The organism is Citrobacter arsenatis, from assembly GCF_004353845.1.
Classification (GTDB): Bacteria; Pseudomonadota; Gammaproteobacteria; order Enterobacterales; family Enterobacteriaceae; genus Citrobacter; species Citrobacter arsenatis.
Window position 1 is genome coordinate 3,771,984 of record NZ_CP037864.1, and the last position, 25,437, is coordinate 3,797,420.

At 50.4% G+C, this 25,437-nt stretch carries 21 protein-coding genes; 11 read left to right on the top strand and 10 right to left on the bottom strand.

The genetic code is table 11. The annotated features are described in order from the left end of the window. Positions 1–7: 7 nt before the first annotated feature. From E1B03_RS19375 to E1B03_RS19385, 3 genes are all read right to left on the bottom strand, one after another. Positions 8–469, bottom strand: a complete 462-nt coding sequence (locus tag E1B03_RS19375) for a YjiG family protein (RefSeq protein ID WP_003037948.1) — start codon at positions 467–469, stop codon at positions 8–10. A gap of 1 nt (position 470) precedes the next feature. Continuing rightward, positions 471–1,130: a nucleoside recognition domain-containing protein gene (locus tag E1B03_RS19380; protein WP_103771600.1), complete on the bottom strand. Its 660-nt coding sequence runs from the start codon at positions 1,128–1,130 to the stop codon at positions 471–473. Between the two features lie 166 nt (positions 1,131–1,296). Continuing rightward, a complete protein-coding gene (locus E1B03_RS19385; RefSeq protein ID WP_006683504.1) occupies positions 1,297–2,361 on the bottom strand; it encodes an AI-2E family transporter in 1,065 nt (354 codons plus the stop codon). 226 nt (positions 2,362–2,587) lie between these two features. On the opposite strand from E1B03_RS19385, the gene bepA reads away from it, so the two are divergent. After that, positions 2,588–4,051 carry a beta-barrel assembly-enhancing protease gene (bepA, locus tag E1B03_RS19390; RefSeq protein ID WP_003037939.1) on the top strand — a complete coding sequence of 488 codons (1,464 nt, stop codon included), beginning with the start codon at positions 2,588–2,590 and terminating at the stop codon, positions 4,049–4,051. Between the two features lie 123 nt (positions 4,052–4,174). Next, on the top strand, positions 4,175–4,534 hold the full coding sequence (gene arsC, locus E1B03_RS19395; protein ID WP_103771599.1) for an arsenate reductase (glutaredoxin): 360 nt from the start codon (positions 4,175–4,177) through the stop codon (positions 4,532–4,534). Positions 4,535–4,569: 35 nt separating this feature from the next. Here the strand turns inward: arsC and E1B03_RS19400 are convergent, their stop codons facing one another. The 4 genes from E1B03_RS19400 to E1B03_RS19415 form a co-directional block, all read right to left on the bottom strand. Then, complete coding sequence (locus E1B03_RS19400) at positions 4,570–5,271, bottom strand: DnaA inactivator Hda (RefSeq protein WP_211924219.1); 702 nt, start codon at positions 5,269–5,271, stop codon at positions 4,570–4,572. 95 nt (positions 5,272–5,366) lie between these two features. Further along, a complete protein-coding gene (uraA, locus tag E1B03_RS19405) occupies positions 5,367–6,656 on the bottom strand; it encodes a uracil permease (protein WP_003835107.1) in 1,290 nt (429 codons plus the stop codon). A gap of 96 nt (positions 6,657–6,752) precedes the next feature. Beyond that, the gene (gene upp / locus E1B03_RS19410) at positions 6,753–7,379 is read right to left on the bottom strand and encodes a uracil phosphoribosyltransferase (RefSeq protein ID WP_003835110.1); all 627 of its coding nucleotides are present in this window, start codon (positions 7,377–7,379) and stop codon (positions 6,753–6,755) included. A gap of 183 nt (positions 7,380–7,562) precedes the next feature. Next, entirely contained in the window at positions 7,563–8,993 is a 1,431-nt protein-coding gene (locus tag E1B03_RS19415; RefSeq protein ID WP_133086761.1) for a 6-phospho-beta-glucosidase, read from the bottom strand. Positions 8,994–9,288: 295 nt separating this feature from the next. On the opposite strand from E1B03_RS19415, the gene purM reads away from it, so the two are divergent. From purM to ppx, 4 genes are all read left to right on the top strand, one after another. Continuing rightward, positions 9,289–10,326 (top strand): phosphoribosylformylglycinamidine cyclo-ligase, encoded by a 1,038-nt coding sequence (gene purM / locus E1B03_RS19420; RefSeq protein WP_103771673.1) that lies wholly within the window; start codon positions 9,289–9,291, stop codon positions 10,324–10,326. Beyond that, positions 10,323–10,964 (top strand): phosphoribosylglycinamide formyltransferase, encoded by a 642-nt coding sequence (gene purN, locus E1B03_RS19425; protein ID WP_103771597.1) that lies wholly within the window; start codon positions 10,323–10,325, stop codon positions 10,962–10,964. Before purM ends, purN begins: the two co-directional genes overlap by 4 nt. A 215-nt stretch (positions 10,965–11,179) precedes the next feature. After that, on the top strand, positions 11,180–13,246 hold the full coding sequence (ppk1, locus tag E1B03_RS19430; protein ID WP_133086762.1) for a polyphosphate kinase 1: 2,067 nt from the start codon (positions 11,180–11,182) through the stop codon (positions 13,244–13,246). A gap of 4 nt (positions 13,247–13,250) precedes the next feature. Beyond that, a complete protein-coding gene (gene ppx / locus E1B03_RS19435) occupies positions 13,251–14,792 on the top strand; it encodes an exopolyphosphatase (protein WP_133086763.1) in 1,542 nt (513 codons plus the stop codon). Here ppx and E1B03_RS19440 read toward each other — a convergent pair. After that, a complete protein-coding gene (locus E1B03_RS19440) occupies positions 14,772–17,042 on the bottom strand; it encodes a bifunctional diguanylate cyclase/phosphodiesterase (protein WP_133086764.1) in 2,271 nt (756 codons plus the stop codon). The genes ppx and E1B03_RS19440 overlap by 21 nt on opposite strands. Before the next feature lie 350 nt (positions 17,043–17,392). On the opposite strand from E1B03_RS19440, the gene E1B03_RS19445 reads away from it, so the two are divergent. The 5 genes from E1B03_RS19445 to E1B03_RS19465 all read left to right on the top strand — a co-directional run bounded on the left by E1B03_RS19445 (position 17,393) and on the right by E1B03_RS19465 (position 22,167). Further along, positions 17,393–17,596, top strand: coding sequence for a YfgG family protein (locus E1B03_RS19445; RefSeq protein ID WP_103771593.1), 204 nt, complete (start codon positions 17,393–17,395; stop codon positions 17,594–17,596). A 366-nt stretch (positions 17,597–17,962) separates the two neighbouring features. Then, entirely contained in the window at positions 17,963–18,841 is an 879-nt protein-coding gene (mscS, locus tag E1B03_RS19450) for a small-conductance mechanosensitive channel MscS (RefSeq protein ID WP_103771592.1), read from the top strand. Positions 18,842–19,090: 249 nt separating this feature from the next. After that, positions 19,091–19,759 (top strand): YaaW family protein, encoded by a 669-nt coding sequence (locus tag E1B03_RS19455; protein WP_103771591.1) that lies wholly within the window; start codon positions 19,091–19,093, stop codon positions 19,757–19,759. A 33-nt stretch (positions 19,760–19,792) separates the two neighbouring features. Beyond that, positions 19,793–20,947, top strand: a complete 1,155-nt coding sequence (locus E1B03_RS19460; RefSeq protein WP_133086765.1) for a hypothetical protein — start codon at positions 19,793–19,795, stop codon at positions 20,945–20,947. A 284-nt stretch (positions 20,948–21,231) separates the two neighbouring features. Beyond that, on the top strand, positions 21,232–22,167 hold the full coding sequence (locus E1B03_RS19465) for a GIY-YIG nuclease family protein (protein ID WP_133086766.1): 936 nt from the start codon (positions 21,232–21,234) through the stop codon (positions 22,165–22,167). 115 nt (positions 22,168–22,282) lie between these two features. On the opposite strand, the gene guaA is transcribed toward E1B03_RS19465, so the two are convergent. Together guaA and guaB are read right to left on the bottom strand one after the other, a co-directional pair. Beyond that, positions 22,283–23,860, bottom strand: coding sequence for a glutamine-hydrolyzing GMP synthase (guaA, locus tag E1B03_RS19470; RefSeq protein WP_103771672.1), 1,578 nt, complete (start codon positions 23,858–23,860; stop codon positions 22,283–22,285). Positions 23,861–23,923: 63 nt separating this feature from the next. Next, a complete protein-coding gene (gene guaB, locus E1B03_RS19475; protein WP_103771588.1) occupies positions 23,924–25,390 on the bottom strand; it encodes an IMP dehydrogenase in 1,467 nt (488 codons plus the stop codon). Positions 25,391–25,437: the final 47 nt, after the last annotated feature.

Here is a 25,437-nt window from a genome sequence, read left to right on the forward strand (position 1 = left end):
TTCCTTGTCAGGCAATTACCTGCATAACCCAAATAGAGAGCAGCGCATTAATTACGCATACCGCAATAATCAGCGGGTAGTAACGGGGATGAACCCCCGCGGTCCCCAAACAGCGTCCCACATTTTGCACCGGATTGCCCATCAAGTAGATAGCCGGTAACAACACCGTGGCATCATGTCCCGAAAGCGTACCGGCGACAACCAGGCTGGCGCAAACGCCGACGCCGCCCCCCATACTCATCACCGCCGCCAACAGTACGGTGGCAGATTCCCCCGGCAGCCCCCAGAGCGCCATAACCGGCTCACATACCCGCCCGACAATTTCGAGCAGCCCCGTCACCTTCAGCGCCTGAATAATCACAAACGCCATCACTACGTTTGGCAACAGGCTGGTTGTTGCAATGGTAAACCCGCGTCGTGCGCCATCGATAAACATATCCATGACGTTTTTACGTACCTGCGTTGTCATCTCACACCTCCTGCTGCAAACGGCGATTTTCCAGCTGCGCAATCCACAAACGCAGCAGGTTTGCACCCACAAATTTGAACACGAGGATCACCGCCAACGGCGTAATCACCGGAACGGTAACTACCGTAAACAGCGCGGCACCCGAGGAAAAATAGTTGGTAATACACGCGCTACCGCTGGTTTGCCAGCAGGCAAAAATGGCGCGTTCCTGTTCAGTGATAATGCCCTCTTCCGCCATTTCTTTGGTCATCCCTGCCGCGGCATCGGTATTTTGCAAATTCGCAATCAACGCCAGCGAACAAATACCTGGAATACCAAGTAACGGGCGCAGGACCGGCGTCATCAGCTGTTGCGCTGCCCGTAAACCACCCAGCCCTTCAGTGACGGCAATTATTCCGAGTGAAAGAATGACGGAAGGTGCCAGCTCAAGCGCGAATAAGAAACCGTCTTTTGCGCCCATACCGCCCGTGCCGCGAAAAGAGACCGCCGTGTCGCCCGCCGCATTAATTTGCCCAAACGCACCGTTGAGGACGGTGAAGTCAAAAACCCGCCACCATTCAGTGCTTTTCGCAAACATGCCGGAAAAAAGGATAATCGTAATAAAAAAAGCGAGATAACCGCCCCATCCCACCTTTTGCTGCGCGTGTGTGTTGTGACCCATTTTATTCTCCTGTTGGCCTTATTCCTTGCGTGACTAAAAGACATCACGCTGGTCAAGTTAAAGACAAACGCGGAAAAAAACGACAGCAGAGGAGATTATTCAGAATGTGTGTATACAGGTCAGACAAGTTCAGATCCGGCGACATTGCATCGCCGAATCCTGCAGATTAAGGTTCGTCAACGGCCTGACCATCCGGCCAGGCATGCATTACCGCTTTGATTAACGTCGCCAGAGGAATCGCAAAGAAAACGCCCCAGAATCCCCACAGGCCGCCAAATATCACGACTGAGAGAATAATCACCAGCGGATGCAGATTTACCGCCTCTGAGAACAGCACGGGCACCAGCAAATTACCGTCCAGCGCCTGAATTATCAGGTACACGGCAAAACAGCTCCAGAACTCGGTGCCAAGCCCGAACTGGAACAGCGCCACGCCGACCACCGGAATAGTGACCACGAAAGCACCAATATAGGGGATCAGAACCGAGAACCCTACCAGCACCGCCAACAGCAACGAATAGTTGAGGCCAAACAGCAGGAAGCCGAGCCAGGTCGCCACACCAACCACCACCATTTCCAGCACCTTTCCGCGGATATAGTTGGTGATTTGCTGGTTCATCTCTTTCCATACCTGCCCCGCCAGTCCGCGATTACGCGGCAGCACCCGACGCACAGCGTTCAGCATTTGTCCTTTATCTTTGATCAGGAAGAACACCATCAACGGGACGAGAACCAGATAGACCGCCAGCGTCAGCAACCCGACCAGTGAAGCCAGCGAATATTTCACCACCGAATCGCCCATGGTGAGCATTCGCGAGCGCATATTCTCCGCCATCGCATCAATAATGCCCGCATCCATCAGCGCCGGATAACGCCGCGGCAAGGTGGCGGCAAAATCAGACAATTTATTGAGCATACCGGGCATATCGCGGATCAGGTAGATCCCCTGCTGCCACGCGACGGGCATCACCACAAATGCCATCAGCAGCAGAATACCTACAAACACCACCAGCACTATCGATGTTGCCCAACGCCGTGAACAGCCAATATGTTCCAGCCGAACTGTCGGCCATTCGAGCAGGTACGCCAGCACAATGGCGACCAGCAGCGGCGCCAGAAGACCGCTAAAGAAGAACAGGATGCCAAAACCAGCAACCAGAATAATCAGCAAGGCGATGGCTTCGGGGTCGCTAAAGCGGCGACGATACCATTGCATCAACATTTCGAGCATAAAACCCTTCCATGAACCCAATAGCGGGATTGCGATCCCGAATTGTATCGAAATGTCACAGAAAAGACTTCGCTTTTTATGGTTGATTACGCAAAGTGAAAAGACATTTTTGCTGGGTGTTCATCGTCAGGTTTCGCAGTTACACTCCCTAAGCTTGCGGAGTGTGAACGATACTTCACAGCATTGGTCAAATGGCTATCTCAAAAAAGAATACAGGACAGAGGTTATGTTCAGGCAGTTGAAAAAAAACCTGGTTGCTACCCTCATTGCCGCACTGACCATCGGTCAGGTTGCGCCCGCATTTGCTGACACCGCGGACACCCTGCCTGATATGGGAACCTCGGCAGGGAGTACGCTTTCCATAGGACAGGAAATGCAGATGGGCGATTATTACGTACGCCAGCTGCGCGGCAGTGCGCCATTAATTAACGATCCCTTGCTGACTCAATACATTAATGCGCTGGGGATGCGTCTGGTCTCGCACGCTGACTCGGTAAAAACGCCCTTCACCTTCTTTTTGATTAACAACGATGAAATCAACGCCTTTGCTTTCTTTGGCGGCAACGTTGTCCTGCACTCGGCGTTATTCCGCTATTCCGATAACGAAAGCCAGCTGGCATCGGTTATGGCGCACGAAATTTCCCACGTTACGCAGCGTCACCTGGCGCGAGCTATGGAAGATCAGAAACGCAGCGCGCCGCTAACGTGGGTCGGTGCGTTAGGTTCAATTTTATTGGCGATGGCCAGCCCGCAGGCGGGTATGGCGGCGCTGACCGGTACGCTGGCGGGTACACGTCAGGGGATGATTAGCTTTACGCAGCAAAACGAACAGGAAGCAGACCGCATCGGTATTCAGGTGCTGCAGCGCTCGGGATTCGATCCCCAGGCCATGCCGACGTTTCTGGAAAAACTGCTCGATCAGGCCCGTTACTCTTCGCGCCCACCAGAAATTTTGCTGACTCACCCCTTGCCTGAAAGCCGTCTGTCGGACGCCCGTAACCGTGCTAACCAGATGCGCCCGGTGGTCGTCCAGTCGTCAGAAGATTTTTATCTGGCCAAGGCGCGCACCTTAGGCATGTACAATTCTGGTCGCAACCAGCTGACCGATGACCTGTTGAGTAACTGGTCGAAAGGCAACGTGCGTGAGCAACGTGCAGCGCAGTATGGCCGGGCACTCCAGGCGATGGAAGCCAGCAAATACGACGAGGCGCGTAAAGCGCTGCAACCGCTGCTGGCGGCAGATGCGAACAATGCCTGGTATCTCGACCTGGCAACGGATATCGATCTCGGTCAGAAGAAAACCAGCGACGCCATTAATCGCCTGAAAAACGCCCGCGACCTGCGTACCAACCCGGTACTGCAGCTTAACCTGGCGAATGCGTATTTACAGGGCGGACAAGCTAAAGAGGCCGCGACCATCCTGAATCGCTATACGTTTAACCATAAAGACGACCCTAACGGCTGGGATCTGCTCGCGCAAACGGAAGCCAACCTGAACAACCGCGATCAGGAACTGGCGGCGCGCGCCGAAGGGTATGCCCTCGCTGGGCGTCTGGATCAGGCGATTTCAATGCTCAGCAGCGCAAGTTCTCAGGTGAAGCTGGGTAGCCAACAGCAGGCCAGATACGATGCCCGTATCGACCAGCTACGCCAGTTGCAAGAGCGCTTTAAACCCTATACGAAGATGTAATTATCGAACCCTTGCCGGATGGCGACGCTGTAGCGTCTTATCCGGCCTACGTCAGACGCGATATGTAGGCCGGATAAGACCTTTTGGCCGCCATCCGGCAGTATTGTTATGCAAGGAGAAGTCATGTCAGACGCGATTAAAATCTACCATAATCCACGCTGCTCCAAGAGCCGCGAAACGCTGGAATTGCTGAAGTCCAACGGCGTGGATCCGCAAGTAGTGCTGTATCTGGAAACGCCGGCTGATGCCGCAACCCTGCGTGAACTGCTGCAGATGCTGGGCATGTCCAGCGCGCGTGAGCTGATGCGCCAGAAAGAAGATCTCTATAAGTCGCTTAACCTGGCGGACAAAAATCTGAGTGAAGATGCCCTGATTCAGGCAATGGTGGAAAACCCGAAACTGATGGAGCGCCCCATTGTGGTGGCCAAAGGCCAGGCGCGGATTGGACGCCCGCCGGAGCAGGTACTGGAAATTCTCGATTAACCTGCAATCTGCCGCAGTCTTTTCGGCTGCGGCGCTTACAGCTTCAGTATCTCTTTTACGAACGGAATAGTCAGCTTACGCTGGGCGGTGATCGATGCGTGATCAAGCTGATCCAACGTCATAAACAGCGTTCGCATTTCCCGATCCAGACGCTTAAGCAGGAAGCGACCTACGTCTTCCGGCAGTTCAAATCCACGCAACCTGGCGCGCAATTGCAACGCCTGTAGCTTGTCTTCATCGGAAAGCGGCTGCAGCTTGTAGATTTGCCCCCAGTCCAGACGCGAGGCGAGATCCGGCAATCCCAGATTCAGTTGTCTTGGCGGACGATCGCCAGTGATCAACAGGCGCGTTTTCCCCGACTCCAGAATGCGGTTGTAGAGATCAAAGATCGCCATTTCCCACAGCGAATCACCGGCTACACATTCGATGTTATCGATGCATACCAGCGATAAATGCTCCATCCCGTCGAGCACCTCAGGGACGAACCAGGTGCGTTTATCGAGCGGTACGTAGCCTACCGCATCACCGCGCGCGGACAGTTCCGCACAGGCTGCATGCAGCAAATGACTACGGCCAGCGCCTTCACGCGACCAGAGATAAATATACCCGCTATGTTCCTGACGCAGCACGTTTTGCAGTGCAGCCAGTAAAGAGGAGTTATCCCCCGGCCAGAAACTCGCAAAAGTTTCGTCGTCAGGAAGATAAAGTGGCAAAGAGAGCTGTGCCGGTGTGTTCAGAGATACCTCAACCCAGGATTTCATAAAATCGCGTTGAGTTTAACACAGAAATACGTCGTGATAGAACCGGGCAGCATCGCCGCCCGGTCAGAGATTTACTGTTGCGGACTATCCGCATCTTTCGCGTCAAGCACGACTTCTTCCGGACGCAGCAGGCTGATAACTTTGAAAATCAGGCTCAGGCAGACGCCAACAATGGTCGCCAGCGCCATGCCTTTCAGCTCTGCGGCACCAATGTGAACTTTCGCGCCACTCACGCCGATGATCAAAATAACCGAGGTCAGGATCAGGTTTTGCGCTTTGTTGTAGTCAACTTTCGACTCGATCAGTACGCGAATACCAGAAGCGCCAATCACACCGTACAGCAACAGCGATACGCCGCCCATGACCGGCAGTGGAATGATTTGGATCGCCGCCGCCAGTTTACCCACACAGGAGAGCAGAATGGCGAAAATCGCCGCCCCGCCGATAACCCAGGTACTGTAAACGCGGGTAATCGCCATTACGCCAATATTTTCGCCGTACGTGGTGTTCGGCGTAGAGCCGAAGAAACCGGAGATAACCGTAGACAGACCGTTAGCAAACATAGAACGATGCAGGCCTGGGTCGCGAATCAGATCTTTTTTCACGATATTCGCAGTTACCACCAGGTGCCCGACGTGTTCAGCAATGACCACCAGCGCAGCAGGCAGGATGGTCAGAATGGCAACCCATTCAAAGCGCGGCGTATAGAACGTTGGCAGCGCGAACCAGTGGGCCTGCGCAATCGGCGTGGTGTCCACGACGCCCATCACGAAGGAGAGCGCATAACCGGCCAGCACCCCAATCAGAATCGGGATAATCGCCATAAAACCGCGGAACAGTACGGAGCCAAATACCGTAACCGCCAGCGTCACCATAGAGATGATGATGGTTTTTGAATCCGGTAATTGACCCTCAGCAGGCAGTAATCCCGCCATGCCCGCAGCGACACCAGCCAGCTCCAGACCAATGACGGCAACGATTGCGCCCATCGCCGCAGGTGGGAACATCACATCCAGCCAGCCGGTACCTGCTTTCTTAACGATAAAAGAAACCAGGCAGAACAGGACGCCGCACATAATGAAGCCACCCAGCGCCACTTCATACCCTAACGGCAGCAGCAACAGTACTGGGGAAATAAATGCAAAGCTGGAACCCAGATATGCCGGGATTTTTCCTTTACAAATAAAGAGATACAGCAACGTACCAATGCCGTTAAACAGCAAAACGGTAGCCGGGTTGATGTGAAACAGGACTGGCACCAGTACCGTTGCGCCAAACATGGCGAACAGGTGCTGCAAACTAAGCGGGATTGTCTGTAAAAGCGGCGGTCTTTCACTCACCCCGATAGCACGGCGCGTCATAGTGTTTTCCTCTGAGTGTTGTTTGTTATTAGCCATTGGGTTGTTTTATTCAAAAAAAAGCCGACTCTTAAAGTCGGCTTCTTTTCACTTATTCTTTTACTTTGTACCAAAAATCTTATCGCCGGCATCGCCGAGTCCCGGAATAATGTATCCGTGCTCGTTCAGTCCCTGATCGATGGAGGCCGTGTACAGCTCAACATCCGGGTGTGCTTTTTCCAGTGCCGCGATACCTTCTGGCGCCGCAACCAGGACCAGCACCTTAATGCTGGTGCAGCCTGCGTTTTTCAGCAGGTCGATGGTCGCGATAACGGAACCACCGGTTGCCAGCATTGGGTCAACGATCAGCGCCATACGCTCATCAATGTTAGAAACCAGCTTCTGGAAGTACGGCACCGGCTCCAGCGTCTCTTCGTTACGGTACATACCGACCACGCTGATACGCGCGCTCGGAACGTTTTCCAAAACGCCTTCCATCATGCCCAGGCCCGCACGCAGGATTGGTACAACGGTGATTTTCTTGCCTTTGATTTGGTCAACTTCAACCGGACCGTTCCAGCCTTCAATGGTCACCTTTTCGGTTTCCAGACCAGCGGTTGCTTCATAAGTCAGCAGGCTGCCAACTTCCGAGGCGAGTTCACGAAAGCGTTTAGTGCTGATGTCGTTTTCACGCATCAGTCCCAGCTTGTGTTTGACGAGTGGGTGTTTGACTTCCACGATCTTCATACTCTTCTCCTTTCCTCAGACGAGTGGCAACCACAAAAAAAATCGCCGGATTATACCGCTTTTCGTCTCTGGCGCAACACTGCATACGCTTGATATGGATCAACCAAAGTCACTTGCGTCTGGATGATGAGTATAAAACAAGCCCCGCACTCATGGCGGGGATTGTTATCAATGCTATGAATTTTAAAGATATTCAGCATTGGTCTGGATGACGTTTTGATACCATGAAAAAGATTTCTTAGGCGAGCGTGCTAATGTCCCGCTGCCGTCATTATTTTTATCGACGTAGATAAACCCGTAGCGTTTTTTCATCTCCCCCGTTCCGGCCGAGACTAAATCAATACAGCCCCACGGGGTATATCCCATCAGATCCACGCCATCTTCCACCACCGCTTTTTTCATCTCACGTATATGGGCAGCAAGGTAGTCGATACGGTACTGGTCGTTCACCGTACCATCGCTCTCACGCACATCGATCGCGCCAAATCCATTCTCCACAATAAATAGCGGCAACTGATAATGATCCCAGAACCAGTTCAACGAATAGCGCAGTCCGACGGGATCAATCTGCCAGCCCCAGTCCGATTTCTGTACGTACGGGTTGGAAACCAGGCTTTTCGACTCGTCGTAATCCAACTCAGGGTTGTCCGCCGTTGCCTGGGTCGCGAAAGACATATAGTAGCTAAAGCCAATGTAATCGACGCAGCCCTCGGCCAACGCCTGACGGTCTTCTTCGGTGATATCCAGTTTAAAGCCACGCCGGGCAAAGTAGTTGAGAAGATGCCGCGGGTATTTGCCGCGCACATGGACGTCGGTGAACCAGTAACGCCGGTGCATGGCGTTCATTGCCATCATCATATCGTCTGGGGCGCAGGTCAGCGGATAGATAGGACACATGGCAATCATGCACCCTATCTGCAATGCTGGGTTAATCTCACGTGCGACCTTTACCGCTAACGCGCTTGCCACCAGCTCATAATGCGCGGCCTGGTACATGACCGGCTCTCGGTCTTCGCCGGGCTGGTATTTCAGGCCAGAGTTAGTAAAGGGGGCGAAGTCTTCATGATAATTTGCCTGGTTGTTAATCTCATTAAACGTCATCCAGTACTTCACTTTGTGCTGGTAACGAGTAAATACCACCCCGGCAAAACGGACAAAGAACTCGATAAGCTTGCGGTTGCGCCAGCCGCCGTATTCCGTCACCAGATGGTAAGGCATCTCGAAATGCGACAACGTAATCACCGGCTCAATGCCATATTTCAGGCATTCGTCAAACAGGTCATCATAGAACTGTAGGCCAGCCTCATTGGGTTGCGCTTCGTCGCCTAAAGGGAAAATACGCGTCCAGGCGATAGAGGTACGAAAACATTTAAACCCCATTTCGGCAAACAGCTTGATGTCGTCTTTATAGCGATGATAAAAATCGATGGCGTCGTGGTTAGGATAGTTTTTACCGGCAATCACACCGTCGGTGATTTCACGTGCTACACCGTGCGCCCCCGCCGTCATGACATCGGCAACGCTGACGCCTTTTCCGCCCTCCTGCCAGCCACCTTCCAGTTGATGAGCGGCTACGGCGCCACCCCACATGAAATTTGCTTTAAATCCTGACATACCCTTCCCCTATCGTGATGACTCTGCGCAAAACGCTGTTGATGAGGTTCGCAACAGAAAACAGAAACCGGTTTCAGTACGATACTGTGCATTCGGCTGGCAGGTTTCAAGCACAAGACTGTACCCGGTTTCATTTTCGTGGTGCAGTTCAAACAAATAGATAAATGATTGTAAAATGCCGAAAAAATCAGCAGATAAAACTTGCTGCAGAGCAGGCTCGCAAACGTTTGCTTTCCCTGTTAGAATTGCGCCGAATTTAACTTTTACTGCAAGTAAACATGTGGGGAAGCAGGCAGTGACCGATAAAACCTCTCTTAGCTACAAAGATGCCGGTGTTGATATTGATGCAGGTAATGCTCTGGTTGATCGAATCAAAGGCGTAGTAAAGAAAACGCGTCGTCCGGAAGTTATGGGTGGTCTGGGTGGCTTCGGTGCGCTGTGCGCATTGCCGCAAAAATATCGTGAACCGGTACTGGTTTCCGGCACTGATGGCGTTGGCACAAAACTGCGTCTGGCAATGGATCTGAAACGCCACGACACTATCGGCATTGACCTCGTCGCAATGTGCGTCAACGACCTCGTCGTTCAGGGCGCTGAGCCGCTGTTTTTCCTCGACTACTATGCGACCGGCAAACTGGATGTGGATACCGCAGCCAGCGTCATTAACGGGATTGCCGAAGGCTGCCTGCAGTCTGGCTGCGCGCTTGTCGGCGGGGAAACAGCTGAAATGCCGGGCATGTACCACGGCGAAGATTACGACGTGGCAGGCTTCTGCGTTGGCGTCGTCGAAAAATCAGAGATTATCGACGGTTCAAAAGTGGCAGACGGCGACGTACTGATTGCGCTTGGCTCCAGCGGCCCGCACTCCAACGGCTACTCTCTGGTGCGTAAAATTGTTGAAGTCAGCGGTTGTGACCCGGAAACCACCGAGCTTGAAGGCAAGCCGCTGGCCGATCACTTGCTGGCCCCAACCCGCATTTACGTAAAATCCATTCTGGAACTGATTGAGAAAGTTGATGTGCATGCTATTGCCCACCTGACCGGCGGCGGCTTCTGGGAAAATATTCCACGCGTTCTGCCAGACAACACACAGGCAGTGATCGACGAATCTTCATGGCAGTGGCCAGCCGTCTTCAACTGGCTGCAAACGGCGGGTAACGTCAGCCAGCATGAGATGTATCGCACCTTTAACTGCGGCGTGGGTATGGTTATCGCCCTGCCAGCTCAGGAAGTGGACAAAGCCCTTGCTTTGCTCAATGAGAAAGGTGAAAACGCATGGAAAATCGGTATCATCAAAGCTTCTGATTCCGAACAGCGTGTGGTCATTGAATGAAAAACATTGTGGTGCTCATTTCCGGCAACGGAAGCAATTTGCAGGCGATAATGGACGCCTGCGAACAGAAAAAAATCAATGGCACCATACGTGCAGTATTCAGTAATAAGGCCGATGCGTTCGGCCTTGAGCGCGCACGCGAAGCGAATATTCCGGCACATACGCTGGAAGCCACCCAGTTTGCCAGTCGCGAAGCATTCGACCGCGAGCTGATACATGAGATTGACGCCTATGCGCCCGATGTCGTCGTGCTGGCCGGTTATATGCGTATCCTCAGCCCGGCGTTTGTGGCTCATTATGCTGAACGATTGCTGAATATCCACCCGTCTTTATTGCCCAAGTACCCCGGCCTGCACACGCATCGTCAGGTGCTGGAAAACGGCGATGAAGAGCATGGAACCTCCGTCCATTTCGTCACCGATGAACTGGACGGCGGACCGGTTATTCTCCAGGCCAAGGTTCCGGTATTTGAAGGCGACAGCGAAGATGATGTCACGGCCCGGGTTCAGGCCCAGGAGCATACTATTTACCCACTGGTAGTAAGCTGGTTTATCGACGGTCGCCTGAAGATGCGTGATAACGCAGCATGGCTGGACGGCGTTCGTTTGCCACCACAAGGCTACGCCGCCGACGAATAATAAAAATCCAACCTGTATACCGGATCTCGCTATCCGGTATACAGGCATAAATACCTTTTCCGGTTAACATCTCCGGTATTCATCTACGCTCCCCCTTTCTCTTTGCTATCAGACGGTTTATTGTCATATTTTTCTGGCACAGTTGGACATCTGAGAGCAATGCTCGCCATAATAAATCGGTAGTGTCCCGTGAATGAAACGGAGTAAAAGTGGTAATGGGTCAGGAAAAGCTATACATCGAGAAAGAACTCAGCTGGTTAGCGTTCAACGAACGTGTGCTCCAGGAAGCCGCTGATAAGTCAAACCCGTTGATCGAACGGATGCGTTTCTTAGGCATATATTCCAATAACCTCGACGAGTTTTACAAGGTTCGTTTTGCCGAACTGAAGCGCCGAATCATTATTAGCGAAGAACAGGGTTCAAACTCTCACTCCCGCCATCTGTTAGGCAAAATCCAGGCCCGCGTATTAAAAGCCGATCAGGAATTTGACGGCCTGTACAACGAGTTGCTGCTGGAGATGGCGCGCAACCAGATTTTCTTAATCAACGAACGTCAGCTATCGGTCAATCAACAGAGCTGGTTACGCCATTACTTCAAGCAATATCTTCGCCAGCACATTACACCGATCCTGATTAACCGCGAGACGGATTTAGTTCAGTTCCTGAAAGATGACTACACCTATCTGGCGGTAGAAATTATCCGCGGTGATACGATCCGCTACGCGCTGCTGGAAATCCCTTCCGACAAGGTTCCACGCTTTGTGAACCTGCCGCCGGAAACCCCGCGACGCCGTAAACCGATGATCCTGCTGGACAACATCTTACGCTACTGTCTTGACGACATTTTCAAAGGTTTCTTTGATTACGATGCGCTGAACGCCTATTCGATGAAAATGACCCGCGACGCCGAATACGATTTGGTGCACGAGATGGAATCAAGCCTGATGGAGCTGATGTCATCCAGCCTGAAACAGCGCCTGACCGCAGAACCTGTGCGCTTTGTTTATCAGCGCGACATGCCTAATGCGCTGGTCGAGGTGCTGCGTGAAAAACTGACGATTTCGCGATACGACTCGATTGTTCCCGGCGGGCGTTACCATAACTTTAAAGACTTTATTAACTTCCCCAACGTTGGCAAAGCTAACCTGGTGAACAAACCACTTCCTCGTTTACGCCATATCTGGTTCGACAACGAGAAGTTTCGTAACGGATTTGATGCAATCCGCGAGCGCGATGTTCTGCTGTATTACCCGTATCACACCTTTGAACATGTTCTTGAACTGTTGCGTCAGGCCTCTTTCGATCCGAGCGTGCTGGCAATCAAGATTAACATCTACCGTGTAGCAAAAGACTCGCGCATCATCGACGCGATGATCCATGCGGCGCACAACGGTAAAAAAGTCACCGTGGTGGTGGAACTGCAGGCGCGTTTTGATGAAGAAGCCAACATTCATTGGGCCAAGCGTCTGACCGAAGCAGGCGTTCACGTCATCTTCTCCGCGCCAGGCCTGAAAATTCACGCCAAACTGTTCCTTATCTCGCGTAAAGAAGGTGATGAAGTTGTGCGCTATGCGCATATCGGGACGGGGAACTTCAACGAAAAAACGGCGCGCCTGTATACCGACTATTCGCTGCTGACCGCCGACTCGCGCATTACCAACGAGGTTCGTCGGGTGTTCAACTTCATCGAGAACCCGTATCGTCCGGTGACGTTCGATTATCTGCTGGTTTCTCCACAGAACTCACGTCGTTTACTTTACGCGATGATCGACAAAGAAATCGCCAACGCGCAGCAAGGGCAGCCTTCCGGTATCACGTTAAAACTGAATAACCTGGTCGATAAGGGACTGGTTGATCGTCTCTATGCGGCCTCAGGCTCAGGCGTGCCGGTCAATTTGTTGATTCGTGGTATGTGTTCTTTGATTCCGAACCTGGAAGGAATCAGCGACAATATTCGCGTGATAAGCATAGTTGACCGCTACCTTGAGCACGACCGGGTTTATATTTTCGAAAACGGTGGTGATAAGCAGGTATACCTCTCCTCCGCTGACTGGATGACCAGGAATATCGACTATCGCATCGAAGTTGCCACGCCGCTGCTGGACCCGCGTCTTAAACAGCGCGTGCTGGATATTATCGATATTCTGTTCAGCGACACGGTGAAGGCTCGCTTCATCGATAAAGAACTCAGTAATCGCTACGTACCGCGCGGAAATCGCCGTAAGGTTCAGTCACAATTGGCGATTTACGACTACATCAAATCACTCGAGCAACCTGACTAAAGATATGCCAATACACGACAAGACTCCACGACCGCAGGAATTTGCTGCGGTCGACCTTGGTTCAAACAGTTTCCATATGGTCATTGCCCGTGTGGTTGATGGCGCGATGCAAATTATCGGGCGACTGAAGCAACGCGTCCATCTGGCGGATGGCCTCGGTGAAGACAACAAGCTCAGCGAAGAGGCAATAGAGCGCGGATTAAGCTGTCTTTCGCTGTTCGCCGAACGTCTGCAGGGCTTTCCCCCATCAAGCGTATGCATCGTGGGAACCCATACTTTGCGTCAGGCGCTGAATGCGACCGATTTTCTCAAGCGAGCAGAAAAAGTCATCCCCTACCCGATTGAGATTATTTCCGGTAATGAAGAAGCACGACTGATTTTTATGGGCGTTGAACACACCCAACCGGAAAAAGGTCGCAAGCTGGTTATCGATATTGGCGGAGGCTCAACAGAACTGGTGATCGGCGAAGATTTCGAACCCAAGCTGGTCGAAAGCCGCCGTATGGGCTGCGTCAGTTTTGCTCAGATGTATTTCCCGGGCGGCACGATCAATCGGGAAAACTTCCAGCGTGCCCGCATGGCAGCAGCGCAAAAGCTCGAAACCTTAACCTGGCAGTTTCGCATTCAGGGCTGGAACGTAGCACTCGGCGCGTCGGGCACGATTAAAGCGGCGCATGAAGTGCTGCTGGAAATGGGTGAGAAAGATGGTTTCATCACCCCCGAACGCCTGGACAAACTGACATCCGAAGTGTTGAAGCATGCGTCATTCGAGGCGCTCAGCCTGCCAGGGCTGTCAGAAGAACGAAAAGCGGTGTTTGTACCCGGACTCGCGATTCTGTGTGGCGTATTCGATGCGTTAGCTATCCGTGAACTTCGCCTTTCAGATGGTGCGCTACGCGAAGGCGTACTGTATGAGATGGAAGGACGTTTTCGCCACCAGGATGTTCGTAGCCGTACCGCCAGCAGCCTGGCGAACCAGTACAACATCGACAGTGAACAGGCCCGGCGCGTGCTGGAAACGACGATGCAAATGTACGACCAGTGGCATACGCAGCAGCCAAAACTGGCCAATCCACAACTGGAAGCGTTACTGCGCTGGGCGGCAATGCTGCATGAGGTTGGGCTGAACATCAACCACAGTGGCTTACATCGCCACTCTGCGTATATCCTGCAAAACAGCGATTTACCGGGCTTCAATCAGGAACAACAGCTGATGATGGCAACCCTGGTTCGCTATCATCGTAAAGCGGTGAAACTGGACGACTTGCCCCGCTTTACGCTGTTCAAGAAAAAACAGTTTTTGCCGTTAATTCAGCTGTTGCGCCTGGGCGTACTGCTGAATAATCAGCGTCAGGCGACCACCACGCCGCCGACGCTGACCCTGATTACCGATGAAAACCACTGGACTTTACGCTTCCCACATGACTGGTTTAGCCAGAATGCGCTGGTACTGCTGGATTTGGAAAAAGAACAGCAATACTGGGAAGCCGTAACCGGCTGGCGTCTCAAAATTGAAGAAGAAAGCTCACCCGATATCGCCGCATAAGCTCTCAGCAGGTGCCAGCTCGCCTGGCACCTTTTCATCCAGTTCTTCATTCAGCGGCTGAGGTTTACCAATCAGATACCCTTGCAGATAATCAATCCCCAGTGAAATCACCGCACTGCGTATTTCCTCGCTTTCGACGTACTCCGCAACCACCAGCATTCTTTTCATCCGCGCCAGATGGCAAATAGAGGCCACGATTTGGTAGTCGAGGCTATTCGCAACGATATTGCGGATAAAGCTGCCGTCAATTTTCAGGATATCGGCATTCACATTCTTCAGCCGCGCATAGCTGGCATATCCGGTACCAAAATCATCAATCGCAATCTGACAGCCCAATGATTGCAGTTGCAGTAACGTTGCCTGTGCCTGTTCCGCATTGGTTAAGGCATTACTTTCCGTGACCTCAAAAATGAGTTGCCACGCTTCAACTTTGTACTTAGCCAAGAGCTGGTTGATGTCATGCGGCAGCCGGGCGCGGCATACCGACGTAGGCGATAAGTTAATAGCAAACCGACGGGCGGGCATTTTTTCCCGATTTTGCGCCATAAACTTCAGCGTATTTTCAATCACCCACAGATCGATGCTGGACGACAACCCAAACTCATGCGCTACCGGCAAGAAGTTGTCAGGGGCGATGGTTTCACCGTCATCCCCCTCAAGGCGCAGCAGAATTTCATGATAAACGTCGCCGCGAACGCCAGAAATCGGCTGCGCCATCAGGAAAAAGCGATTGTGCTCCAGCGCCTGCTGCAGCCGATTCATCATCGCGACTTTATCTTTCAGGTCACGTTGTAGATGCATTACGCCCCGGCGCTGCAAATTCTCTGGCGCATTGGTCGCCAGAGAAAGCTCGGCGATAGTGCTTAATTCTCCCAGTAACAAATAGATGTGGTTAACCGGAGAACGAACATAGCAAAAACTGATCCCCACCTGTGGCTGTAACGGCATACCATCCCAGATGAAACGGAACTGCTTAATATGTCGGTCCAGCGCTTCAATGCGTTCCTGATGCGACTCGGTGTTAAAGCGCAGGACTAAATCATTACCCGATAACTGATAGACATGCTCATCCTGTTCCAGCAGCGGCGATATCCACTGGGAGAGTTTTTGCTTGTACTGGATACGCAGCATAATGCCGTAATTTTTCACCAGCAGTTCCATACCCGGGACACCTAAAAAGCAGAGCACTGACCATGGCGCTTTTTTCAAATCCCGGTTCAAAGCGCGCAAATTCGGAATATGCACCATAGGATCAAAGTAAGCCAGACGATGGTTGCGCCGGGTAACAAACCGTTGGCGCGTTGCCAGGACGGCGATGAAATTCACGATAAAGGAAAAAACCAGATAACTTGATGAGGTAATGGCAAGCTGGGTATCGTAGCCCGAATACCAGGGCATATAGCGTTGATAGTAATGTATCGCGGTAATAAGCACGACCGCCCATATCAACGAAACAAATCTATAACCGTAACGCATAGCTCCCCATAGCATCACGGGCAGTAACAATGACAGGGTATAATTCGTACTAAATATTGAGCTTTGTTCATTTAACGGCATACACAACATTGCCATCAGCACGGTCAATATAATCAGCCAGATCGCAAACTCTGTTTTGGTGACTTTGGTATCAAATTGCTGCTTTAACTGAGAAAAATAGCCTCTCACGTGCAAAGGGTTACGGATCGTTCGAATAATAAAATAGCACAGTGGAACCCCAACCAGATTCCCCGCGAGTATGGCCTGATAGTTAATTAATGTGCCTGTATTAAAGGGCATAACACCCACCATGCCGGACTTGCTTTCATAAACGCCCACAAATGCAGCAAACTGGAAGAGTATCAGAAATAGCGTAGCCGGACAGAAGACCTGCCAGAACATACGCTGGAACATCAGGTGCGAATCACCGTGGGAAACGTTGTTGCGTCGGGGAGAAAATACTTTATAGCCTCCCCAGCTAAGCACTATTGTAACAATAAAGTGCGAAATTATTGAAAGTGTTTCAAATAACCCGACCTGCGGATATTTGTACCAGATAATGGAAATGATAATTCCTGGCAATGCCGCCCAGCCAAAAAAAAGCATCAGGCTAATCATCAGCGCCAAAGGTAGGTAGAAAAGAATTACAATCCCCGAACTAATATGGGCATAGGTGGTAGCAGTGCTCAATATAGGCAACAACAAAGAGGGTAAAATGAGGGGTAGCGCCCACCATCTATCTCTAATACCAATATAATTTTTATTGAGTTTCATAGATGCTCAGTAGAATCCCGCACATCCTGTAGGGGGTATTCAGACAGGCATCCCACCTGACTTTAAAACGGTAAGGTTAAATACATCACAATGCCTCATTGATTTTAGTTATCAGCAAGAGGTTACGCTTGATATATATCAAAAAAAAAGCCCCTCATTAATCAATTATTACTCTTTTCATTGTTTTTTATCGTTAATTCATTATTCATGCAAATAATAATATTAATTTCCATAACATAAGAGGATAAAACAACTGAAGCAATTTTACATAACGAAGAATTGACCATTCCCCCACAGTATGCCTTAATGTGAGTATCGCCCTCAGTTGGGTACACTACAAGGAACCTTTTGTGAGCCAGGTTACCAGCCTACGCAAACGACACCGATTTAACAGTCGCATGATCCGGATCGTACTGCTTATCAGTTTTCTCTTCTTCTTCGGACGCTTCGTCTACTCCGCCATTGGTGCGTGGCATCACCACCAGAACAAAAAAGAATCTCAGCAGTTAACCCAACCGCAACAGACATCTCCTGCACAAACTAACGTACGTTGATCCCTCGCGCCTGTGATATCCCAGCATTAAGATTCCTTACCGGATGGCTAATCGCCTGACATTTAACCATCCGGTAAGGGATTTGAGTGATGAAACATCCCACAATTTTACCTATCCTTTGCGTATCAATATCAGATAATCAACCGTGTTTTCCGCACAAATACACAATCTTTTCATCCCACTTCACCGCACCATTCGCGCTGATTTTTACGTTCCTGATTAGCGAACATAAAAAAAACAAACGGTGCTCAAATAAACGCTAATTAATATCACCCGAAAATATCACTGACGAAAACATTAATATTTCGTATAAAATTAAAGACTTATTTGAATTGCTACCATTATTAAATTCTACAGGGTAATACCATGAGTGGTTTTTCATTATTTCCTAAAATAAGAAGCGGTGTTGAATGGATTGCCGGGCATAGCGACGCGGTTATTCAATTCGGCTGGAATATCGTTGCCGCCGTGATTTTACTGTTTGTCGGTAAGTTTATCTCTCGTTTGCTCTCTCGTGGACTGGAAAAGTTACTGTTAAAACGTAAAGTCGACAGAACCATCATTCAGTTCTTCACCGCGCTGGTACGTTACATTACGCTCGCCTTTTCCGTTGTCGCCGCGTTGGGGCGTGTTGGCATTGAAACATCCTCTATTATTGCCGTCATTGGCGCCGCCGGACTGGCTATTGGCCTCGCGCTACAAAGCTCGCTTTCCAACTTTGCCGCGGGCGTGCTGTTGGTCTCCCTACGTCCCTTCCGCGCCGGAGAAGTGGTGCAGATCGGCGCAGTCACCGGAACGGTAGAAAAGGTGCACATTTTCTCCACCACCCTGCTCACAGCCGACAGCAAAGAGGTGGTTATCCCAAACGGTAAGATCATCGCTGACAATATCATTAACTATTCCCGCCACCCTTTTCGCCGTATCGATCTGGTGATTGGCGTAGGCTATCAGAGCCGGATCGCAGATGTTAAGCGCGTGATTAACCACATCATCGAGCAGGACAGCCGCATCGATAAGCAACGTGGAGTAACCGTTCGTCTGGGCGAGTTAGGCGCTTCCGCACTCAATTTTTACATCCGTGTATGGGTGCCTAACGTTGAATACTGGAACACCTATTACGATCTGCTGGAAAATATCAAAGAGGCCCTGGACGCCAATCATATTGACCTGCCGTATCCGCAGATGGATATACGCGTGGAGAATGTTACCCCTCAATCTCAGCCCCAACTGCAGCTGGTCGATTAAAATACGCTTACAGAGGGGATTTTATTCCCTCTGTTGGGCCGCGTCAGCGTTGATTAATAGCTTAAATCACCAATCTTAAATAAAATTTAAAAATTAAATGCTAAAAAACAACCACAAATATCATCATCATTACTTGCTTCCATTTCTTAAATTATAGACCACAAAAAATAACCTCCCCTTCCCCAACATATCTGTACAATACTCTCTATCGTTTTCTATGCTGTATTCATGATGAAGGAATCCATAAAAATGGAACAACCGGTCAAATGTGACCCATATATCCTGTCGTTACTGAAAAATACCTCCCTCAATCACATTGACTATCTGGTCGACGTTCTGACAGACAACGGCAAGGGCCGGGTAGCATTATCATCGTCCGTTAAGGACTTACTACTCGAAGAGAAGGCAGAACGGGACTACAGCGAGCGTGGGCTACGGCATCTGCTTCATGAATTGCAGGAATATGGCGGACACTCGCTCGTCAATATTTTCCGCAGCGAGCCACTGCCCTATTCTGAGTTGTTAACCGATGTTCATAAAAAGCTCAATGGTAAAGACAGCAAGAAAAAAAATAACGCCACAAAAGAGCGGGAAATCGTCCTGAGTTTGTTTGGTGATGACTGGCAGTCATTAGCCGATCATGAACGCTGGGAGCGCTGCACAGAAACGAAAGTTGTCTCCGGTTTTTTCAAGATGCAGGATAATTTGCGCATAAACGATAAAGGAGCTGTTATCGGTCTGTCAGCTGCGGCAAGCGTAGCGGCATTTGCCGCACTCCGGTTACATCCCGTCACCGCTATCGTCAGTACGATCGGCCTTGCTAACCAAACATTGGGGGAGGCATACCGGGTGACAATTCCGTTCATTGCCCATGTCTCGATGCTCAACATGCTTTACTCGCCAAAAATAGCGCAGTAAAAATACTGTAACTAACCCAGCAGAATTCACCCTATGTCAACTTTAGCGAACAACAATCAGATACCTGAGCAAGAAGCTGCCTTCGAGGTGGACATCGTCGACGCGCAAAACAATGCCCTGGTGAAAATACACAGCCAACCTGGATTCTGGCAAGAGATCACGCAACAGGACTCGCAGACGGAACTTGATCCCAGCAGCATTTCACTCTTTAACCACTGGCTCAGTAGCGTACCCACTGTCGCCACCGCCGTTGCGGGTAACTCTGCACAATTAATGACCTGCTCTTTTGAATACAGCCAGCTGGTACAGGCGAAAGATGGCAGTGGAGCAATCGGCGCGGTACTTAAGCCTGACAGCCATAAAATTGGCGCACAAGCCCGATTTCACGAAGCTGAAAACCTGAAGTCGCTGGTCAATACCAGCCTGGTTTTTAATCTCGCGTCACAACTTTTGGCCCAAAAACATCTTGCCGATATTAATGAGAGACTGCGGATCATCGAACAAAAGATCGATTCGATTAAAGACCATCTAGAACAATCGCGCCTCGCAAAGATCCAGGCTTTCCATGAACATCTCAATATTATCGGTTTATTACTGAGCCGGGATGACATTATCACCAAAGAGTCACTACTCAACCTGGCCAAAAGCGCGCAGGAAGTGCGCTCGCAGGTTATGCATCTTGAAAAGGATATCACTCAGGCATATCAAGAAATTGAACAATTTGAACCAACCAGTTGGTTTGGATCTGACGATCTCCGGGAAGCGCTCAAACTGAAAATCAGCAATATTGAACGGTTGCAGCGTGAGTATCTGACGGGTATGCAATGTTTGTTGGTTGCTAATCTCATCCTGTTCATCAAGCATGACGGCAACCAGGAATTTGTCCTGACAAGCGAAGTATATTTAAAAGAACTTAATGCCAGCAACGGCATATTTCAGAAATGGGAAAAAATAAAACGTAAAGTCGCCCATCATCTCAGCAAGATGAAGCCGATATTTGAACGAACAAGCAGCACCCAGGCAAATGCCTTACAGGTAGAGCGCAAGCTAAATCAAACGGATAATCTGCTCAACACTGATAACGTTTTACTTGCACAACTCGGCGAACGTATCCAGGCAGCCCAATCACCGCAGGTATTGTTAGAGATTGTGGATAATAAGGTGCTGAGAGGACGCTTTTTGCGTTAGTACGCCGCCGTTAAGTAACCGTCCAGAATTGGCTATACAATACGAGATGTCGCTGCTGGAAGCAGCGGCCTCTAACCAACCAAAAGGGCAAAGGCGTGCTGGTAGTGACATCCACAGATCTGGGACATAGGGATGGACGAGGAAGGTATATCGAACAGATTTATGCGAAAGTTAGCTTTTTAATCGAATATGATGTTCAATATCTGTAAGTAAATGGCTAACAGGCAGATCCAATAAAAATATAATGATAGGCTAGCCATATTCTGATAAACAGTGAGTAGTTAATGGACGAAGTTTATATACCGGGTTTTATTTATGTATTGACTAATGAGGCAATGCCTGGTTTGGTAAAAATAGGTCGAACAAGTCTACTTCCGGAAGATAGGAGTAAAAAGTTATACAGTACAGGTGTACCATTTCCTTTTGATGTTTGCTTCCGAATTATTACATCATTCTCTGTAGAACTTGAGAGCTATATCCATAATATCCTCAGAGAATATAGAGTAAACTCAAGGCGTGAATTTTTCCGTATATCTGTTGATGACGCTATTTATGCTGTAAGATTAGCATCACTTACTATTTCAGGAATGAATAAATGGAACTCTGATGTACCACGAAAACTAACTAAGAATGATAAATTAATATTATCTATGGAAGAAAATCAAATTTTCATTCTCTTTTCCTATGAAAATTTCCTTTCCTCCCATCCACAAATTATTGATATTTGGCAATCTCATTCCAATGGCGATCAACTGGAATTTTACGCTGTAAATTTCGCAAAGAATATATCCAGCTTTAGTAATAACGATCCCTATTCAAATTTTGATCCTGTTCCATTCCTTAACCGTGAATCTTCTGCCCCAAATGGTTTTATTAACGGAAGAGAAACATTATATCCCGGCGAAAGACTATTGTGGATTTCATCAAAAGACAGTTCAACACCGGATTTATTTACGATATTTGAAGCGCAAGACCATGTTCAAATAATAAGCAGAACATGGAGTCCCAGAATTAATCAAGATGGATATTCGCTATTATTAAATGACTTTCTTTATGACTCGGCTTGGGACGCTGCGCGTAGGGCTATCAATAAAACTTTATCTTTACCTTTCCCAAGAGCATGGGCTCCGCGCACTAACAGAGGGACAGAATGGGACGCTGTGGGAAGTCAACTCATGCCTCCTGAATTTTGGCTACCTCAGCTTAAACTTAAGCGTTGATGAAACAGAAAGCTCAAACATTTCTACATAATGCACATAAATAAAAACCCCCTGTAAAAACAGAGGGTTGATGGCAGTTTTACCTGTTCATGAAAACTCTGGAAGGGTTATCGGCTTATTCCCACTCAATCGTCGCTGGCGGCTTACCGCTGATGTCATACACCACGCGGGAAATACCGTTAACTTCGTTGATAATGCGGTTGGATACGCGGCCTAAGAAATCATACGGCAGGTGCGCCCAGTGTGCGGTCATAAAGTCGATGGTTTCAACAGCACGCAGGGAAACAACCCAATCGTACTTACGGCCATCGCCCATAACGCCAACGGAACGTACCGGCAGGAACACGGTGAACGCCTGGCTCACTTTGTTATACAGATCAGCTTTGTGCAGTTCTTCAATGAAGATAGCATCCGCACGACGCAGCAGGTCGCAATACTCCTTCTTCACTTCGCCCAGTACGCGCACGCCCAGACCTGGTCCTGGGAATGGGTGACGGTACAGCATGTCGTACGGTAGGCCCAGCTCCAGACCAATCTTACGCACTTCGTCTTTGAACAGTTCACGCAGCGGCTCAACCAGCCCCATCTTCATCTCTTTTGGCAGACCACCCACGTTGTGGTGAGATTTGATGACGTGCGCTTTACCGGTGGCGGACGCTGCAGATTCGATCACGTCCGGGTAGATGGTACCCTGCGCCAGCCACTTAACATCTTCCAGCTTCAGCGCTTCTTCGTCGAATACTTCCACGAATACTCGGCCGATGATTTTACGTTTCGCTTCCGGGTCATTCTCGCCTTTCAGCGCGTCGAGGAAACGCTTTTCGCCTTCAACGTGAACAATGTTCAGACCGAAGTGGTCGCCGAACATATCCATCACCTGCTGTGCTTCGTTGAGGCGCAGCAGACCGTTATCAACAAACACGCAGGTCAGGTTTTTACCGATCGCACGGTGCAGCAGCATCGCAGTTACGGAGGAGTCAACACCGCCGGATAGGCCGAGGATCACTTTATCGTCACCAACCTGCTGACGAATGCGCTCAACGGCGTCGTCGATGATTTTTGCTGGGGTCCACAGCGCTTCACACTGACAGATATCACGCACAAAACGCTCCAGCATGCGCATACCCTGACGGGTGTGGGTCACTTCCGGGTGGAACTGCACGCCGTAGAAACGTTTTTCCTCATGCGCCATGATGGCGAACGGGCAGTTGTCGGTGCTGGCAACGGTCACGAAACCTTCCGGGATGGCGGTCACTTTGTCACCGTGGCTCATCCACACATCCAGTAGCGGTTTGCCGTCTGCGGTCAGGGAGTCCTCAATACCGCGGACAAGCGCACTGTCGGTCTGAACTTCAACCTGCGCATAGCCGAATTCACGTTCGTTAGAACCTTCAACATGACCACCGAGCTGCATGGCCATGGTCTGCATGCCGTAGCACACACCGAACACTGGCACACCTGCATTGAAAACGTATTCCGGCGCACGCGGGCTGTTTTCTTCGGTGGTACTTTCCGGACCACCGGAAAGAATAATACCGCTTGGGTTGAATTCGCGAATTTGTGCTTCCGTAACATCCCATGCCCACAGTTCACAGTAGACGCCCAGTTCACGTACGCGACGTGCAACCAACTGTGTGTACTGCGATCCAAAATCAAGGATGAGAATGCGATGTTTATGAATATTGTCTGTCATTGACGCTAATTCCGAGGCAAGTGAAACAAATTCGCCCGGCATATAGCCGGGCGCGGAAACTTATCAGGAGCCCATGCGGTAGTTAGGGGACTCTTTGGTGATGGTCACATCGTGAACGTGACTTTCCTGAATACCCGCACCGCTGATGCGTACAAACTCTGCTTTCGTTCGCAGCGCGTCGATAGTACCACAGCCGGTCAGACCCATACAGGAGCGCAGGCCGCCCATCTGCTGGTGAATGATCTCTTTCAGGCGACCTTTATAGGCAACGCGACCTTCGATACCTTCCGGGACCAGTTTGTCAGCGGCGTTATCGCTTTGGAAGTAACGGTCAGAAGAACCTTTGGACATCGCGCCCAGAGAGCCCATACCGCGGTATGATTTGTAAGAACGCCCCTGGTACAGTTCGATTTCGCCCGGGGATTCTTCAGTACCCGCCAGCATAGAGCCAACCATTACTGCGGCAGCGCCTGCAGCAATCGCTTTAGCGATGTCGCCGGAGAAACGAATACCGCCATCGGCGATAACCGGAATACCGGTGCCTTCCAGCGCTTCAACGGCGTCAGAAACGGCGGTGATCTGCGGTACACCTACGCCGGTAACAATACGGGTAGTACAGATGGAGCCAGGGCCGATACCCACTTTAACTGCGCTGCAGCCGGCTTCAGCCAGCGCGCGTGCGCCTGCGCCCGTTGCTACGTTACCGCCGATGATCTGCAGATCCGGGTATTTAGCACGAGTTTCACGGATACGCTGCAGTACGCCTTCAGAATGGCCGTGAGAGGAGTCAATCAGCAGTACGTCAACGCCAGCGGCAACCAGCGCATCTACGCGATCTTCATTACCTGCACCCGCACCTACAGCAGCGCCAACGCGCAGACGACCATGCTCATCTTTACAGGCGTTAGGTTTACGTTCTGCTTTCTGGAAATCTTTAACGGTGATCATGCCGAGCAGATGGAAGCTGTCGTCAACCACCAGCGCTTTCTCAACGCGTTTTTCGTGCATTTTGGCAAAGACAACATCGCGCGCTTCGCCTTCACGAACGGTGACCAGACGCTCTTTCGGCGTCATGTAGACGCTAACCGGCTGGCTCAGGTCAGTCACAAAACGCACGTCACGACCGGTGATGATGCCGACCAGTTCGTTATCTTCAGTCACAACCGGGTAGCCCGCAAAACCGTTACGCTCGGTCAGTTCTTTCACTTCGCGCAGGGTAGTGGTTGGCAGTACGGTCTGTGGGTCAGTTACCACGCCAGATTCGTGTTTCTTCACGCGACGGACTTCTTCAGCCTGGCGCTCGATAGACATGTTTTTGTGGATAAAACCGATGCCGCCTTCCTGGGCCAGGGCAATTGCCAGGCGCGCTTCCGTCACGGTGTCCATTGCTGCGGAGAGCATAGGAATGTTCAGGCGAATGGTTTTCGTCAACTGAGTGCTGAGGTCAGCAGTATTCGGCAGAACGGTAGAATGAGCGGGAACGAGGAGGACGTCGTCAAACGTCAGGGCTTCTTTTGCGATACGTAGCATGGGCAATATCTCACCTGGGAGGTTATTAAATATTGCCGCGGCATTAT

What these genes read in the sequence shown, in the direction of transcription:
- guaB (WP_103771588.1), bottom strand. Translation starts at nt 25,390, where the DNA reads ATGCTACGTATCGCAAAAGAAGCCCTGACGTTTGACGACGTCCTCCTC.
- mscS (WP_103771592.1), top strand. Translation starts at nt 17,963, where the DNA reads ATGAGTGGTTTTTCATTATTTCCTAAAATAAGAAGCGGTGTTGAATGG.
- E1B03_RS19375 (WP_003037948.1), bottom strand. Translation starts at nt 469, where the DNA reads ATGACAACGCAGGTACGTAAAAACGTCATGGATATGTTTATCGATGGC.
- purN (WP_103771597.1), top strand. Translation starts at nt 10,323, where the DNA reads ATGAAAAACATTGTGGTGCTCATTTCCGGCAACGGAAGCAATTTGCAG.
- E1B03_RS19385 (WP_006683504.1), bottom strand. Translation starts at nt 2,361, where the DNA reads ATGCTCGAAATGTTGATGCAATGGTATCGTCGCCGCTTTAGCGACCCC.
- ppx (WP_133086763.1), top strand. Translation starts at nt 13,251, where the DNA reads ATGCCAATACACGACAAGACTCCACGACCGCAGGAATTTGCTGCGGTC.
- uraA (WP_003835107.1), bottom strand. Translation starts at nt 6,656, where the DNA reads ATGACGCGCCGTGCTATCGGGGTGAGTGAAAGACCGCCGCTTTTACAG.
- guaA (WP_103771672.1), bottom strand. Translation starts at nt 23,860, where the DNA reads ATGACAGACAATATTCATAAACATCGCATTCTCATCCTTGATTTTGGA.
- E1B03_RS19440 (WP_133086764.1), bottom strand. Translation starts at nt 17,042, where the DNA reads ATGAAACTCAATAAAAATTATATTGGTATTAGAGATAGATGGTGGGCG.
- ppk1 (WP_133086762.1), top strand. Translation starts at nt 11,180, where the DNA reads ATGGGTCAGGAAAAGCTATACATCGAGAAAGAACTCAGCTGGTTAGCG.
- arsC (WP_103771599.1), top strand. Translation starts at nt 4,175, where the DNA reads ATGTCAGACGCGATTAAAATCTACCATAATCCACGCTGCTCCAAGAGC.
- upp (WP_003835110.1), bottom strand. Translation starts at nt 7,379, where the DNA reads ATGAAGATCGTGGAAGTCAAACACCCACTCGTCAAACACAAGCTGGGA.
- E1B03_RS19460 (WP_133086765.1), top strand. Translation starts at nt 19,793, where the DNA reads ATGTCAACTTTAGCGAACAACAATCAGATACCTGAGCAAGAAGCTGCC.
- E1B03_RS19415 (WP_133086761.1), bottom strand. Translation starts at nt 8,993, where the DNA reads ATGTCAGGATTTAAAGCAAATTTCATGTGGGGTGGCGCCGTAGCCGCT.
- bepA (WP_003037939.1), top strand. Translation starts at nt 2,588, where the DNA reads ATGTTCAGGCAGTTGAAAAAAAACCTGGTTGCTACCCTCATTGCCGCA.
- E1B03_RS19380 (WP_103771600.1), bottom strand. Translation starts at nt 1,130, where the DNA reads ATGGGTCACAACACACACGCGCAGCAAAAGGTGGGATGGGGCGGTTAT.
- E1B03_RS19455 (WP_103771591.1), top strand. Translation starts at nt 19,091, where the DNA reads ATGGAACAACCGGTCAAATGTGACCCATATATCCTGTCGTTACTGAAA.
- E1B03_RS19465 (WP_133086766.1), top strand. Translation starts at nt 21,232, where the DNA reads ATGGACGAAGTTTATATACCGGGTTTTATTTATGTATTGACTAATGAG.